We start from the raw sequence: 14,327 nt of genomic DNA on the forward strand, positions 1-14,327 counted from the left end.
GGGTGAGGGTGAGGAGGGTGGCCTCGGGGGGGCAGGCGAAGCGGACCGGGGTGTAGCGGTTGGTGCCGCAGCCTGCCGAGACGTGGAGGTGCGACTCCTGGCCGCCGGCGCGGTGGGTGGAGAGGCCCTTGACGCGGTCGGTGTCGAGGTCGCAGTTGGTGACCAGGGCGCCGTAGAGCGGGACGCAGAGCTGGCCGCCGTGGGTGTGGCCCGCGAGGATCAGCGGATAGCGGTCAGCGGTGAAGGCGTCCAGGACGCGCAGGTACGGGGCGTGTACGACGGCGAGGGCGAGGTCGGCGTCCGTCTCGGGGCCGCCGGCGACCTCGCCGTACCGGTCGCGCTTGATGTGCGGGTCGTCCAGGCCCGTGAGGGCGATCTCCTGGCCGCCGTCGAGCTTGATCCGGCCGCGGGTGTTGGACAGGCCGACCCAGCCCGCCGCGTCGAAGGCGTCCCGCAGGCCCTCCCACGGGTTGTGGATGGCGCCGACGACAGGCGGGTTGCCGTTCAGGCCGTACCGGCCGCTCGCCTTCTCCAGCAGATACTTTGCGGGGTTGCGCAGCTTCGGACCGTAGTAGTCGTTCGAGCCGAAGACATACGCACCCGGGAACTCCATCAGCGGGCCGAGCGCGTCCAGCACCTCGGGCACGCCCTCGGGGTCCGAGAGGTTGTCGCCCGTATTGATCACGAAGTCCGGGCGGAGGCCCGCCAGCGACTGGAGCCAGCGCTGCTTCTTGCGCTGGCCGCCGACCATGTGGATGTCCGAGATCTGCAGCACGCGCAGGGGGTGCATCCCCTGCGGCAGCACGGGCACACTCACCCGTCGGAGCCGGAAGGAACGGACCTCCACTCCCGCTGCGTAGCCAACGCAGGCAGCGCCGAGTGCCGAGATTCCGAGGGCGGTTTTCAGGGGGATGCGGTATCGCGCGCGCATCCCCCCATGGTCGCAGACCGCGCCCGGGGCGCGCAGTGGGTCCCGCACACTGGGCACGCTGGCAGACTGAGCGCATGACCACGCTCAAATCCCGTCTGCAGGACGACCTCACAGCGGCCATCAAGGAACGTGACGAACTGCGCTCCGCCACGCTCCGGATGGCGCTCGCCGCGATCACCACGGAGGAGGTCTCGGGCAAGCAGGCGCGTGAACTCTCCGACGACGAGGTGCAGAAGGTGCTCGCGCGTGAGGCGAAGAAGCGCCGTGAGGCCGCCGAGGCGTTCGTGAACGGCGGGCGCGAGGAGAAGGCCGGGCGGGAGCGGGCGGAGGGCGAGGTTCTCGCCGCCTATCTGCCCCAGCAGCTCACCGACGAGGCGCTGGAACGGCTGGTGGCCGAGGCGGTCGCGGAGGTGCGGGCCGGGGGCGCCGAGGGGCCGCGCGCGATGGGCGCCGTGATGAAGATCGTCAATCCGAAGATCGCGGGGCGGGCCGAGGGCGGCCGGGTGGCCGGCGTGGTGAAGCGGCAGCTCGCGGAGTAGGAGTAGGAGCAGGAGCAGGTGTAGGGGCCGTAGGGCCGGGTGCGGGTAAGGGGCGCCCTCCCGGGAGGGCGCCCCTTACCCGCCGTTCCTGCTGCGGCCGTGCGCAGGGCGGGCGGCTGCACGACATGTTCCTAGGGCCAGCTGCCCCCGACGTCCCAGCCGCCGCCGGAACCGCCGTCGTCGCCCCAGCCGCCGTTGCCGTTCCCGTTGCCGCCGCTCGGCCAGCCGCCACTGCTGTCGCCGTTCGGCCAGCCGCCGCTGGCGTTGCCGCCATTGCCGCCATTGCCGCCGCTGGTGTTGCCGCCGTTGTCCTGGCCGCCGGTTCCGCCGCCGATGACGTCCGGTGGAAGGGTGACGTCAGGCCACGGGTCGTCCGGCTTCTGGTCCTCTAAGTCGTCCTCCCGGTCGTTGCCGCCGCTCCCGCTCCGGTCGCGGTCGCGCTTCTTGTTCTTCTTCTTGCCCTTCTTCTTGTCCTTGTCCACGTCCTTGATCGGTACATGGTGGAAGTCGGGTGACGGCTTGCCGCGCAGCGAGTTCTGCATCGCGTCCCGCCAGATGGGGCCGGGCACCTCGCCGCCGAAGACCTTGCTGTAGGGCTTGCCGCCGATGGTGATGTTGACCATGCGCGTCTGGTGCGCCGGGTCGCCCACCCACACCGCGCCGGACATGTTCGGCGTGTAGCCCACGAACCAGGCGGCGTACCGCTCGTCCGTCGTACCGGTCTTGCCCGCGCTGTCGCGGCCGCTGAGCCCGGCCTTCTTGCCCGTGCCGTCCTCGACGACGCCCCGCAGCAGCGAGTTGACCGTGTCGGCCGTCTTCGTCTTCATGGCGCGCTTGCAGGTGGTCCTGGGCACCCGCAGTTTCTTGCCCTGGGCGTCCTTGATGGACTTGATGGCCACCGGGGTGCAGTGCACGCCCCGGTTGGCGAAGGTGGCGTACCCCTCGGCCATGGTGAGCGGCGACATCTCCTGTGTACCGAGCGAGATGGACGGCACCTGGTCCAGCTTCTTGCCGTCCGCGCGCTCGATGCCCATGCTCTTGGCCATGTCGGTGACCGGGCAGATGCCGGTGTCGCTGATGAGCTCGACGAAGTAGGTGTTGACCGACTTGGCGGTCGCCTCCTTCATCCGGTACGGGCCCTTCTCCGTCCGGTTCTCGTTCTCGACGGGCGCCTTGCCCTTCCAGCGGCCCTTGCAGGTCGTCACGGGCGACGGGTACTGCATGCGATACGGCGAGCGGTACTTCTTGTACGGGCTGGTGCCCCGGTCGAGCGCCGCCGCCGCGATCACCGGCTTGAACGTCGACCCGGGCTGGTATCCGGCGCCGCCGCCCATGTCGCGGTCCACGGACAGGTTGATCTGCGTCTGGTTCTTGCCGAAGCCGTACGGGCGCGACTGGCCCATGCCCAGGATCCTGCCGGTGCCGGGCTCGACGATCGCGACCGCCGTCGCCACCTTGTCGGACTTGTTCACATGCCGCTTGACCGACTGCTCGACCGACTCCTGGGCCTTGGGGTCGAGGGTGGTCCTGATCGTCATGCCTCCCTGGTTCCACCGCTTGGCCCGCACTTTGCGGGTCTTGCCGAAGGCGGGGTCGCTGAGGAACACCTCGCGGACGTAGTCGCAGAAGAAGCCGGCGCCCTTGACGGCGGTGATGCAGCCGTTCTGCGGCCTGCTGACGTCGAGCTTGATGGGCTTGCGCTTGGCTTCCCTCGCCTTGGCCCGCGTGATGTCGTGGTGCGCCGCCATCCGGTCGAGCACGTCGTTGCGCCGCTTCCGCGCCTCTTCCTTGTCGTTGACGGGGTCGTAGCGGCTCGGCGACTGCACGATCCCGGCGAGCAGCGCGGACTCCTCCAGCGTCAGGTCCTTCGCGGGCTTGGAGAAGTAGCGCTGGGCGGCGGCCTCCACGCCGTATGCCTGCTGGCCGAAGAAGGTGATGTTGAGGTAGTTCTCCAGGATCTGCTTCTTGCCCAGCTTCTCCTCGACCTGGATCGCGTACTTCAGCTCCTTGATCTTCCGGCCGATGGTCTGCTGGGTGGCCTGGGCGACCTTGTTGCGGTCGTCCTTCGCCTCCTCGACGAAGACGTTCTTGACGTACTGCTGGGTGAGCGTCGAGGCCCCCTCGGAGACCTCTCCGGACTGCGCGTTGCGGTTGAGCGCGCGGAGCACGCCCTTGAGGTCGATGGCGCCGTGCTTGTAGAAGCGCGCGTCCTCGATGGCGACGATCGCCTTGCGCATGTACGGCGAGATGTCCTTCAGGTCGACCACCGTGCGGTCGCGGGAGTACACCTTGGCGATCTCGCCGCCCTGTGAGTCCAGGATGGTGGTGCGCTGGCTGAGCGGCGGGCGCTTGAGGTTGGCGGGGATCTCGTCGAAGCCCTCGACCGTTCCCTTGGCCGCCAGGCCGAGGGTGCCCACGGCGGGCAGGGCGAGCCCCGCGAGCACCGCACCGGCGAGCACACTGACGCCGACGAACTTGGCGGCCTGATGGGGACCCGTCACTCCGCCGCCCGCGCGCTTCGTAGCCATGGGTAGAGCCTAATCCTTAGCGACCCGGGTTCCGAGGCACCTCCGAGGTACCAAGGGCCGCGGGCCGCGGGAAAGCACGCAAACGCCGGACACGGACCCGCCCCTTCGCTTACGCTGAACCCGTCGCGATCTCGCAACCGCCACTACGGCGGTCTGCTGCCCCAGCCCACCTCTCGCCCACTCCCTCACTCAAGTGAGTGATGAGAACTGACCGGATTGCTGGCATACGCCGGCAGAAATCGGTATGACGGTCATCCGTTTCCGCCTCCGCGCCGTGCGCAGGCCCTGTGAAGGCCAGCTGAACTGCCCGGATGTGCCGGGAACGTCGGGCTTGTCGCTCGCTCACTCCGTTGGGTGATCTGCCGCGTACGCATAGTCCGTTCGGGCCATTCAAGATTGGGCCCGAAGGGGGTGTTGCGCCTTGCCCGCCTTCCGTAACGTCCTCAACTGGCAACGGTGAATATGCCGTTCGCCGCCGTGGGGGAGCCTCGATTCGGGAGAGGACGGCGCCGGCTATGAGCTGGGTGACTGACTGGAGTGCGCAGGCAGCGTGCCGCACTACGGATCCGGACGAACTGTTCGTGCAAGGAGCGGCGCAGAACCGCGCCAAGGCCGTCTGCACCGGGTGCCCGGTGCGCACGGAGTGCCTTGCCGACGCCCTGGACAACCGTGTGGAGTTCGGGGTCTGGGGCGGTATGACCGAGCGGGAGCGGAGGGCGCTGCTGCGCCGCCGTCCGACGGTCACGTCCTGGCGCCGCCTGCTGGAGACGGCGCGCTCGGAGTACGAGCGCGACACGGGCGGGGTGCTGCCCGTGGAGATCGAGGCGGAGCGGGCCTACGCGGCGGCCGGCTGAGCCTGACGGACACCGCACAGCGGACGACCGGGCGGCCCTGAGGGCCGTGCGGCCGCGGAGCCCCCACCGCAGGTCCACCCCGTCGGGTGACGGGCCGCGGACACGAGCCGCGGGTGGTCACGGCGTGGTGGCGGTGTCGCGGCCGGGTGACTGGCGCGCCAGCCGTTCCCCAATGGTGCGCAGCCCCGTCAGATCGTGCACGTCCTCGGGCAGCGCGCTCACCTCGGCCACCGGCACCTCGGGGTGCAGGGCGGTGAAGCGATCGCGGGTGCGCCGCTCACGGGCGAGCAGCCGCATCCGCTCGGCGTGCAGCCGCAGCAGCCCCACGGCCAGCAGCTCCGCCGCACCGGCCGCGGACTCGTCGGCCGCGGATTCGTCAGCTGCGGTTCCGTCGCTGGCTGCGGTTCCGTCGGCCTCGGAGCCGGTGTCCGTTCCGGACCTGTGCCGCCCGGCGCCCCCGTGCTCTGCACGGCGCTCTCCGCGTCGTTCGGGGCGGCTCTCCTGCCTCTCCTGCCATTCGTGCTCCCCGTGCCCGTGGTCGCCCTCACGGGCGCTCTGAGCGCCCTCCTGGCCGTTCCGGGAACTCGTCCGGCCCTCCGGGGCGGCCGCCGCCGCGCCGTCGGCCTTCGCCGTCCGGACCGTCGGAGTCGGCTCCTGCGCAGCCTCGGACGCGCTGTCTGCGGGCGCGCCGGGTGCGGGCGCGCTGTCGGCGGACGCGCCGTGTGCGGACGCGGTGGCGGTCGGCGCGCTCGTACGTGCGCTTCCCGGAGCTGTCGCGGCGTGGGTGGTGTCGTGTGCACGGCCGTCGGCGCGCGTACGCGAGGTGGTGGTGGCGGGCCGGGCGGAGCCTCGGCCTGCGGCGGCGGGGGAGCCGTCCTCGGGAGCCATACCCTCGGGACCGGCCGACGGAGCGTTCCGTTCCTCACCCTTCCCCAGGCCGCGATCCACAATGCCGCCGGCCTCAAGATTTTCCGCCGCCGCCAGCGCCCGCTCGGCGCTCAGTCCCGCCGCCGAGCTGCCGTGCATCCGGTTGAGCACCAGCCCGGCCAGCGGCATGCGGTCGGCGGCCAGCCGCTCCACGAAGTACGCCGCCTCGCGCAGCGCGTCCCGCTCGGGGGCCGCGACCACCAGGAAGGCCGTGCCCGGAGCCTGGAGCAGCCGGTAGGTGGCGTCGGCGCGGGTGCGGAAGCCGCCGAACATGGTGTCCATCGCGGCCACGAAGGTCTGCACGTCCCGCAGCAGCCCCGCCCCCAGCAGCTTGCTGAGCGCCCCGGTGAACATCGAGAGCCCGGTCATCCCCAGGTTGACGAACTTCATCCCGGCCCGGCCGCCCACCCGGGCCGGCGCCATCATCAGCTTGATGAACGTGCCGTCCAGGAAGGACCCCAGCCGCTTGGGCGCGTCCAGGAAGTCCAGGGCCGACCGCGAGGGCGGCGTGTCCACGACGATGAGGTCCCACTCGTCGCCTGTCCGCAGCTGTCCGAGCTTCTCCATCGCCATGTACTCCTGCGTACCGGCGAACCCGGCGGACAGCGACTGGTAGAAGGAGTTGTCCAGGATCGCCCTGGCCCGCTCGGGCTCCGCGTGCGCCTCGACTATCTCGTCGAAGGTCCGCTTCATGTCGAGCATCATGGCGTGCAGCTCGCCGCCCGCCGAGGTGTCGACGCCCGGGACCTCGCGCGGGGTGTTGTCCAGTTCGGACAGCCCCATGGACTGCGCCAGCCGTCGCGCCGGGTCGATGGTGAGCACCACGGTCCGCCGTCCGCGCTCGGCGGCCCGTACGCCCAGCGCCGCGGCCGTCGTCGTCTTGCCCACACCGCCCGCGCCGCAGCACACGACGATCCGGGTCGCCGGGTCGTCGAGCAGAGGGTCGATGTCCAGCGGGGTCTCCACCGCTTCCATGTCCGCCGTACCCAGGGAACCCATGGTCTTCTCTCCTCTCGCGGACGGCACTCTCCCGGCCCCCGTCACGGCCACTGCTCGCGCAGCTCGCCGGCGAGCCGGTACAGGCCCGCGATCTCGACGCCCTCGCCGAGCATGCCGAGCTCGTGGACGGGAGTGCCCTGTGCGGCCAGCTCCGCACGCAGACCGCGCTCCAGGCGGACGCGCTCGGTGTGCTCCCTGGCCTGTGCGAGCAGCGGTGCCACCAGCCGCTCGGCCCGGCCGCCCGGCCGCGCCCCGCCGAGCCCGGCGTGCGCGAAGGCGCGCGCGAGGTCGGCGGGCCGCGCGCCGGCGGCCTCCAGATGCTCCTCGCCGCGCAGCGCCGGACGCACCATGTTGACCACGAGCGCCCCGGTGGGCAGGCCCGCCGCGCGCAGTTCGGCGAGCCCGTCGACCGTCTCCTGGACCGGCATCTCCTCCAGCAGCGTGACGACGTGGACGGCTGTCTCGGGCGAGGTGAGGAGGCGCATCACCCCCTGCGCGTGATTGTGCACCGGACCGACCTTCGCCAGCCCGGCCACCTCCTGGTTCACCCCCAGGAAGCGGGTGATCCGCCCGGTGGGAGGGGCGTCCATGACCACCGCGTCGTAGACGGGGCGCTGTTTCCTGTCCCGGCGGCGCACTGCCTCGCACGCCTTGCCGGTCAGCAGCACGTCCCGCAGCCCTGGCGCGATGGTGGTGGCGAAGTCGATGGCGCCCAGCTTTTTGAGCGCCCTTCCGGCACTGCCGAGCTTGTAGAACAGCTGCAGATAGTCGAGCAGTGCGCGCTCGGCGTCGATCGCCAGCGCGTAGACCTCGCCTCCGCCGTGCGAGACGGCGATCTTGCGCTCTTCGTACGGCAGCGCCTCCGTCTCGAAGAGCTGCGCGATGCCCTGCCTGCCCTCGACCTCGACGAGCAGCGTGCGCCGCCCCTCGCCCGCGAGCGCGAGCGCGAGCGCCGCCGCGACCGTCGTCTTGCCGGTGCCGCCCTTGCCGGTCACTACGTGGAGCCTGCTCACGGCTGGGAGCCTAACCAGCGGACGCCGCGCGTAGTCCCGAGGGCTTAGGGTCGTCCCCATGACGAAGTGGGAATACGCGACCGTGCCCCTTCTGGTGCACGCGACCAAGCAGATCCTGGACACCTGGGGTGAGGACGGCTGGGAGCTGGTCCAGGTCGTGCCGGGGCCCAACAACCCGGAGCAGCTCGTGGCGTATCTGAAGCGGGAGAAGGAAGCATGAGCGGCGTCGAGCAGCGGCTCGCCGGGCTCGGACTGACGCTGCCCGCCACGGCCACCCCCGCGGGCGCGTACGTGCCCGCCCAGCGGTCCGGCAGCTATGTCTACACGGCGGGCCAGGTCCCGCTCGTGGAGGGCACGCTCCAGGTCACAGGGAAGGTCGGCGCGGAGGTCACACCCGAGCAGGCGAAGGAGCTCGCGCGCGTCTGCGCCCTGAACTGCCTCGCCGCCGTCAAGTCCGTCGCCGGGGACCTGGACCGCGTCGTGCGCGTCGTGAAGGTCACCGGTTTCGTCGCCTCGGCCCCGGACTTCACCGGCCAGCCGGGCGTCCTCAACGGCGCCAGCGAGCTGCTCGGCGAGGTGCTCGGCGCGAAGGGCGTGCACGCGCGCAGCGCCGTGGGCGTGGCCGTCCTGCCGATGGACGCGCCCGTCGAGGTCGAGATGCAGGTGGAAATCGACGGCTGACCGACCGCGACCGCCGGACGGCCGCTGCCGGACAGCGGCCTGTTCCACCGGTCACACACCGCCTGTTCCACCGGTCACACAGGCAGACCCGGCCCGCCGCCTCTCGAACATCGAGGCGGCGGGCCGTAGCATCCCGTCATGTCATCCTCCACACCGCCGGCGGCGAACGGCCAGTGGTACCCGCCGGAGTGGCCGCAGCGCATCCGCGCCCTGGCGGCGGGCGAGCTGACGCCCGTCGCGCCGCGCAGCGCGGCGACCGTCATGCTGCTGCGCGACACCCCGCAGGGGCCTGATGTGTACATGCTGCGGCGCCGGGCCTCCATGGCGTTCGCCGGAGGCGCGTACGCCTATCCGGGCGGCTCGGTCGACCCGCGCGACGCGCGCGTGACGGCGTGTGCGGGCCCGACAGCGGCCGAGTGGGCCGAACGGCTCGGCACGGACGAAGCGACGGCCCAGGCGATCGTCTGCGCGGCCGTACGGGAGACGTTCGAGGAGTCCGGCGTCCTGCTGGCGGGGCCCGACGCGCACACCGTCGTCGCGGACACCACGGGCGGGGACTGGGAGCGGGACCGCGCCGCGCTGGTCGCGCGGGAGCTGTCCTTCGCGGACTTCCTCTCCGGCAGGGGGCTCGTCTTGCGCGGCGACCTGCTCGGCGCCTGGGCGCGCTGGATCACCCCGGAGTTCGAGAAGCGGCGTTACGACACCTGGTTCTTCGTCGCGGCACTGCCCGAGGGGCAGCGCACCAGGAACGCGTCCACGGAGGCGGACCGTACGGCCTGGGTGCGCCCCGCGGACGCGGCGGACGGGTACGACAGGGGCGAACTGCTGATGATGCCGCCCACCATCGCCGCGCTGCGCGAACTGCGCGCGTACGAAACGGCCGCCGGGGCGCTCGCCGCCACGGTGGAGCGCGACCTCGCCCCCGTCCTCGCACAGGCCCGGCTGGACGGAGACGAGATCGTGCTCACCTGGCCGGGGCACGAGGAGTTCACCAAACGCGTCGCACCGGCCGGACACCCTGGCGGGAGCGAGCGGACCGCCCGGCGCGACGGAAGCCACCCGACCGACCAGAGGACCGATACGGCATGACCAACGCCGCAGCACTCCCCGGCCAGCCGCGCGGTGGTGAGATCGGCGGCCAGGCCGGCCCCCGTGCGTACTGCGTGCTCGCGCCCAACCCCTCACCCATGACGCTCGACGGCACCAACACCTGGATCGTCGCCGAGCCCGGCTCCGACCGTGCCGTCGTCATCGACCCCGGACCGCTGGACGAGGGGCATCTGCGGCACGTCGTCACCACCGTCGAGCAGCAGGGCAGGCGCGTCGCGCTCACCCTGCTCACCCACGGGCACCCGGACCACGCCGAGGGGGCCGCCCGGTTCGCCGAGCTGACCGGCACATCGGTACGGGCGCTCGACCCGGCGCTCCGTCTCGGCGACGAGGGACTGGCGGCCGGGGACGTCGTCACGACCGGCGGGCTGGAGCTGCGCGTGGTGCCCACCCCGGGGCACACCGCCGACTCGCTCTGCTTCCACCTGCCCGCCGACGCCTCCGTGCTGACCGGGGACACGGTTCTGGGGCGGGGCACCACGGTCGTGGCCCACCCGGACGGCAGGCTCGGCGACTATCTCGACTCACTGCGCCGCCTGCGCTCCCTGACGGTCGACGACGGGGTGACGCGGGTGCTGCCCGGACACGGCCCCGTACTGGACGACGCACAGGGCGCCGTCGACTTCTATCTGGCGCACCGCGCCAACCGGCTGGCACAGGTCGAGACGGCCGTGGAGGCGGGCTACCGTACGGCGCCCGAGGTGGTGGCCCATGTGTACGCGGACGTGGACCGCTCCCTGTGGCCCGCGGCGGAGCTGTCCGTACGCGCCCAGCTGGACTACCTCACCGAGCACGGACTCATCTGAGGACGCGGACGGAGGGCCCGCACGCACCGGGCACACAGAGCGCACCGGGCGCTCCGGATCCGCTCAGCGTGACCGCTTCGCCAGCCGCTCGATGTCCAGAAGGATGACCGCGCGGGCCTCCAGCCGCAGCCAGCCGCGGCCCGCGAAGTCCGCCAGCGCCTTGTTCACCGTCTCGCGGGAGGCGCCGACCAGCTGGGCGAGCTCTTCCTGGGTGAGGTCGTGCACCACGTGGATGCCCTCCTCGGACTGCACGCCGAAGCGCCGCGACAGGTCCAGGAGCTGCTTGGCCACCCGGCCCGGCACATCGGAGAAGACCAGGTCGGACATGGAGTCGTTGGTACGGCGCAGCCGCCGCGCGATGGCGCGCAGCAGGGCCGTGGCCACCTCCGGGCGGGCGTTCAGCCAGGGCTGCAGGTCGCCGTGGCCCAGGCCGAGCAGCTTGACCTCGGTCAGCGCCGAGGCGGTCGCCGTACGGGGGCCCGGGTCGAACAGCGACAGTTCGCCGATGAGCTCGCCGGGGCCGAGCACCGCCAGCATGTTCTCGCGCCCGTCGGGCGAGGTGCGGTGCAGCTTGACCTTGCCCTCGGTCACCACGTAGAGCCGGTCGCCGGGGTCGCCCTCGTGGAAGAGGGCTTCGCCGCGGGCGAGAGTCGTTTCGGTCATGGAGGCACGCAGCTCAGCGGCCTGCTCCTCATCGAGCGCCGCGAAGAGCGGCGCGCGCCGCAGAACGTCGTCCACGAGTTCTCTCCTTGTCGACCTGCCCATGGGATGCGTCACTCCCATGATGCCGGACGGTCAAACAGTGCGATCAGTCACAGCAATCAGCCACAAGTTTGACGCACGCACAGTGTGCCCCCCAACGCAGGGGCCGTTTGGGCCGTGAATCGGCTGCGTGCGGCGCGAATGTCGGCGGGTCCGCTTAGTCTGGCCGGGTGTCCAATACCCCGGTGAGCGCACGGAGAGAGGGGGCCGGGCGGGTGACGACGAGGGAGGATTCCGCTGTGGGCGAACATGAGCCCGCCAAGGCGACCAAGGCGACGAAAGGGGCTAAGGGAGTGAAAGGGGCCAAGGGGGTGAAGGCGGCGGCCAAGAAGGCCCCGGCCAAGAAGACCGCGGCCAAGCCCGCCGCCGCGAAGGCATCCGGCGAGACACACCTCGGCAGGGTCCGCCGCGCCCGCCGTATCAACCGCGAGCTGGCCGAGGTCTACTACTACGCCCACCCCGAGCTCGACTTCGAGAACCCCTTCCAGCTCCTCGTCGCCACCGTGCTGTCCGCCCAGACGACCGACCTGCGGGTGAACCAGACCACCCCCGCCCTCTTCGCCGCCTGTCCCACTCCGGAGGACATGGCGGCGGCCAACCCGGAGGAGCTGGAGGAGCTGATCCGCCCCACCGGGTTCTTCCGCAACAAGGCGAAGTCCCTGCTCGGTCTCTCCGCCGCGCTGCGGGACAACTTCGGCGGCGAGGTTCCGGGCACCCTGGAGGAGCTCGTCACGCTGCCCGGCGTCGGCCGCAAGACCGCGTTCGTCGTCCTGGGGAACGCCTTCGGAGTCCCGGGACTGACCGTGGACACGCACTTCGGGCGGCTGGTGCGCCGCTGGAACCTCACCGGGCAGACGGATCCGGACAAGGTCGAGGCGGAGATCGGCGAGCTGCTGCCGAAGAGCGAGTGGACGATGTTCTCGCACCGCACGATCTTCCACGGCCGCCGGGTGTGCCACTCCCGCAAGCCCGCCTGCGGCGCCTGCCCCATCGCCGAGGTCTGCCCGTCGTACGGCGAGGGCGAGACCGACCCGGACAAGGCGCGGAAGCTGCTCAAGTACGAGATGGGCGGCCAGCCCGGTCAGCGGCTCAAGCCGCCGCCCGACTATCCGGGCACCCCGGCGCCCCCGCTCCCGGGCCGCCCCGCCGGAGCCGCCGAGTGACGAGCGCCTGGTCCCGGTCCGCCCGGCACGACGGCCCCCCGGACGCGCGCGACGCGCCGGACCCGGTGGCCCGGACCGAGGTCAGCGACCGCGGTCTGCCCAGCTGGCTGCACCCCGTGCGGGACGCCGCTCGCACCGTGCGCCCCGACCAGCTCAGCCGCTTTCTGCCGCCGGAGAACGGCGCCGGGCGGCCGTCCGCCGTGCTCGTGCTCTTCGGGGAGGGGCGGCAGGGCCCCGAGCTGCTGCTCCTGGAGCGCGCCTCCAGCCTCCGCTCGCACGCGGGCCAGCCGTCCTTCCCGGGCGGCGCGCTGGACCCCGAGGACGGCGATCCACAGGGCGAGGGCAGGCTGCGGGCCGCGCTGCGGGAGGCTGAGGAGGAGACCGGGCTCGACCCGTCCGGTGTCCAGCTCTTCGCCGTGCTGCCGAGCCTCTACATCCCGGTGAGCGGTTTCGTCGTGACGCCCGTGCTCGGCTGGTGGCGGCGCCCCACGCCGGTGGCCCCGGTGGATACGGCCGAGACGGCGCGCGTGTTCACCGTGCCGGTGTCCGAGCTGACGGATCCGGGAAACCGTGCCACGGCCGTTCACCCGTCCGGGCACGCGGGGCCCGCCTTCCTCGTCGGCCCCGCGCTCGTGTGGGGCTTCACGGCGGGGGTGATCGACCGGATCCTGTACTACGCCGGATGGGAGCGGCCCTGGGACCGAGACCGTCGGGTCTCGCTCGACTGGCGTGCATGAGACGGTGGCTCTTCCGTTTGCGTCGAACTCAAGGCGAGGGCTGAAGCGGTGAACGTGCTGGACGTCCTGCTGGTGGCCGCGGCCGTCTGGTTCGCGATCGTCGGCTACCGGCAGGGTTTTGTCGTCGGCGTCCTGTCGGTGCTCGGCTTCGTGGGCGGCGGGCTGATCGCACTGTTCGTCCTGCCGGTGCTCTGGGACGAGTTCACCGACGGCAGCGGCCCGGGTACGGCTGGCGTGGTGGGTGCCGTCGCCGTGGTCATCGTCTGCGCGTCCGTCGGACAGGCCCTCACCACCCACGTGGGCAACAAACTGCGGCAGCACATCACCTGGTCCCCCGCGCGCGCCCTGGACGCCACGGGCGGGGCGCTGGTGAACGTGCTCGCGATGCTCCTGGTCGCCTGGCTCATCGGCTCCCTGCTCGCCGGTACGACGCTGTCGACGCTCGGCAAGGAGGTGCGTGGCTCCCGGGTGCTGCTCGGGGTCTCACGGGTGATGCCGGCACAGACCGACACCTGGTTCGCCGACTTCCGCTCCGTGCTGGCCAAGAACGGCTATCCGCAGGTCTTCCGGCCGTTCTCCGACGAGCCGATCCGGGATGTCGCGCCGCCCGACCCCAAGCTGGCGGGCAGTCCGGTGGCCGCGCGCGCCAAGCGGAGCATCGTCAAGGTCGTCGGCACCGCGCAGAGCTGCGACAAGGTGCTGGAGGGCACGGGCTTCGTGTTCAGCGGCCGCAAGGTGATGACGAACGCCCATGTCGTCGGCGGGGTGGACGAGCCGACGGTGCAGGTAGGCGGCGAGGGCAGGCGGTACGACGCACGCGTGGTGCTCTACGACTGGGAGCGCGACATCGCCGTCCTCGACGTTCCGGGGCTGCGTGCGCCCGCGCTGCGTTTCGACGAGCGGGACGCGGACAGCGGCAACGGCGCGATCGTGGCCGGCTTCCCGGAGAACGGCGCCTTCGACGTCCGTTCGGCACGGGTGCGCGGCCGTATCGAGGCCGACGGCCCGGACATCTACCACCGGGGCACGGTCCGCCGCGACGTCTACTCGCTCTACGCCACCATCCGGCAGGGCAACTCCGGCGGCCCGCTGCTCACTCCGGACGGGCGGGTGTACGGCGTCATCTTCGCCAGGTCGCTCGACGACACCCGGACGGGGTACGCGCTGACGGCCGACGAGATCCGGGAGGACATCGCGAAGGGCCGCACCGCCAGCCGCCAGGTCGACAGCGAGGGCTGCGCGATGTGAGCGTCGCGGGAGGGGGCGGGGACGTCACG

At 71.8% G+C, this 14,327-nt stretch carries 14 protein-coding genes; 9 read left to right on the plus strand and 5 right to left on the minus strand.

Annotated features, from left to right (window positions below; all coding sequences use genetic code 11):
* Positions 1-931 (minus strand): metallophosphoesterase (locus G5C65_RS17185; protein ID WP_165299732.1); only part of this gene is annotated, 931 nt, incomplete at its 3' end.
* Positions 932-1,005: 74 nt separating this feature from the next.
* Here G5C65_RS17185 and G5C65_RS17190 point away from each other — a divergent pair.
* Entirely contained in the window at positions 1,006-1,470 is a 465-nt protein-coding gene (locus G5C65_RS17190; RefSeq protein ID WP_165299733.1) for a GatB/YqeY domain-containing protein, read from the plus strand.
* Between the two features lie 131 nt (positions 1,471-1,601).
* On the opposite strand, the gene G5C65_RS17195 is transcribed toward G5C65_RS17190, so the two are convergent.
* Positions 1,602-3,998 carry a transglycosylase domain-containing protein gene (locus tag G5C65_RS17195; protein ID WP_165299734.1) on the minus strand — a complete coding sequence of 799 codons (2,397 nt, stop codon included), beginning with the start codon at positions 3,996-3,998 and terminating at the stop codon, positions 1,602-1,604.
* Between the two features lie 515 nt (positions 3,999-4,513).
* Here G5C65_RS17195 and G5C65_RS17200 point away from each other — a divergent pair.
* Positions 4,514-4,852: a WhiB family transcriptional regulator gene (locus G5C65_RS17200; RefSeq protein ID WP_165299735.1), complete on the plus strand. Its 339-nt coding sequence runs from the start codon at positions 4,514-4,516 to the stop codon at positions 4,850-4,852.
* Positions 4,853-4,969: 117 nt separating this feature from the next.
* On the opposite strand, the gene bagB is transcribed toward G5C65_RS17200, so the two are convergent.
* Both bagB and bagA read right to left on the minus strand, forming a co-directional pair.
* Entirely contained in the window at positions 4,970-6,778 is a 1,809-nt protein-coding gene (gene bagB, locus G5C65_RS17205; RefSeq protein WP_165299736.1) for an ArsA family ATPase, read from the minus strand.
* A gap of 41 nt (positions 6,779-6,819) precedes the next feature.
* Positions 6,820-7,791 carry an ATPase BagA gene (bagA, locus tag G5C65_RS17210; protein WP_338146475.1) on the minus strand — a complete coding sequence of 324 codons (972 nt, stop codon included), beginning with the start codon at positions 7,789-7,791 and terminating at the stop codon, positions 6,820-6,822.
* Positions 7,792-7,849: 58 nt separating this feature from the next.
* Here bagA and G5C65_RS17215 point away from each other — a divergent pair, with 58 nt between their 5' ends.
* The 4 genes from G5C65_RS17215 to G5C65_RS17230 all read left to right on the plus strand — a co-directional run bounded on the left by G5C65_RS17215 (position 7,850) and on the right by G5C65_RS17230 (position 10,388).
* Positions 7,850-8,011 carry a Sp36 family protein gene (locus G5C65_RS17215; RefSeq protein ID WP_165299738.1) on the plus strand — a complete coding sequence of 54 codons (162 nt, stop codon included), beginning with the start codon at positions 7,850-7,852 and terminating at the stop codon, positions 8,009-8,011.
* The gene (locus tag G5C65_RS17220) at positions 8,008-8,472 is read left to right on the plus strand and encodes a RidA family protein (RefSeq protein WP_165299739.1); all 465 of its coding nucleotides are present in this window, start codon (positions 8,008-8,010) and stop codon (positions 8,470-8,472) included. Before G5C65_RS17215 ends, G5C65_RS17220 begins: the two co-directional genes overlap by 4 nt.
* Positions 8,473-8,610: 138 nt before the next feature.
* Complete coding sequence (locus tag G5C65_RS17225) at positions 8,611-9,561, plus strand: NUDIX hydrolase (RefSeq protein ID WP_241265856.1); 951 nt, start codon at positions 8,611-8,613, stop codon at positions 9,559-9,561.
* Positions 9,558-10,388, plus strand: a complete 831-nt coding sequence (locus G5C65_RS17230) for an MBL fold metallo-hydrolase (RefSeq protein ID WP_165299740.1) — start codon at positions 9,558-9,560, stop codon at positions 10,386-10,388. Before G5C65_RS17225 ends, G5C65_RS17230 begins: the two co-directional genes overlap by 4 nt.
* 63 nt (positions 10,389-10,451) lie before the next feature.
* On the opposite strand, the gene G5C65_RS17235 is transcribed toward G5C65_RS17230, so the two are convergent.
* Entirely contained in the window at positions 10,452-11,126 is a 675-nt protein-coding gene (locus G5C65_RS17235; protein WP_030883129.1) for a Crp/Fnr family transcriptional regulator, read from the minus strand.
* 239 nt (positions 11,127-11,365) lie between these two features.
* Between G5C65_RS17235 and nth the strand changes: the two genes are divergently transcribed.
* The 3 genes from nth (at position 11,366) to G5C65_RS17250 (ending at position 14,298) form a co-directional block, all read left to right on the plus strand.
* Positions 11,366-12,313, plus strand: a complete 948-nt coding sequence (nth, locus tag G5C65_RS17240; RefSeq protein ID WP_165299743.1) for an endonuclease III — start codon at positions 11,366-11,368, stop codon at positions 12,311-12,313.
* 65 nt (positions 12,314-12,378) lie between these two features.
* The gene (locus G5C65_RS17245; RefSeq protein ID WP_338146478.1) at positions 12,379-13,050 is read left to right on the plus strand and encodes an NUDIX hydrolase; all 672 of its coding nucleotides are present in this window, start codon (positions 12,379-12,381) and stop codon (positions 13,048-13,050) included.
* A gap of 48 nt (positions 13,051-13,098) precedes the next feature.
* Positions 13,099-14,298 (plus strand): MarP family serine protease, encoded by a 1,200-nt coding sequence (locus G5C65_RS17250; protein WP_165299742.1) that lies wholly within the window; start codon positions 13,099-13,101, stop codon positions 14,296-14,298.
* Positions 14,299-14,327: the final 29 nt, after the last annotated feature.

Source organism: Streptomyces boncukensis (assembly GCF_011045075.1).
In the GTDB taxonomy this organism is placed as follows: Bacteria; Actinomycetota; Actinomycetes; order Streptomycetales; family Streptomycetaceae; genus Streptomyces; species Streptomyces boncukensis.

What these genes read in the sequence shown, in the direction of transcription:
- bagB (WP_165299736.1), bottom strand. Translation starts at nt 6,778, where the DNA reads ATGGGTTCCCTGGGTACGGCGGACATGGAAGCGGTGGAGACCCCGCTG.
- G5C65_RS17220 (WP_165299739.1), top strand. Translation starts at nt 8,008, where the DNA reads ATGAGCGGCGTCGAGCAGCGGCTCGCCGGGCTCGGACTGACGCTGCCC.
- G5C65_RS17225 (WP_241265856.1), top strand. Translation starts at nt 8,611, where the DNA reads ATGTCATCCTCCACACCGCCGGCGGCGAACGGCCAGTGGTACCCGCCG.
- G5C65_RS17200 (WP_165299735.1), top strand. Translation starts at nt 4,514, where the DNA reads ATGAGCTGGGTGACTGACTGGAGTGCGCAGGCAGCGTGCCGCACTACG.
- G5C65_RS17195 (WP_165299734.1), bottom strand. Translation starts at nt 3,998, where the DNA reads ATGGCTACGAAGCGCGCGGGCGGCGGAGTGACGGGTCCCCATCAGGCC.
- G5C65_RS17190 (WP_165299733.1), top strand. Translation starts at nt 1,006, where the DNA reads ATGACCACGCTCAAATCCCGTCTGCAGGACGACCTCACAGCGGCCATC.
- G5C65_RS17215 (WP_165299738.1), top strand. Translation starts at nt 7,850, where the DNA reads ATGACGAAGTGGGAATACGCGACCGTGCCCCTTCTGGTGCACGCGACC.
- G5C65_RS17230 (WP_165299740.1), top strand. Translation starts at nt 9,558, where the DNA reads ATGACCAACGCCGCAGCACTCCCCGGCCAGCCGCGCGGTGGTGAGATC.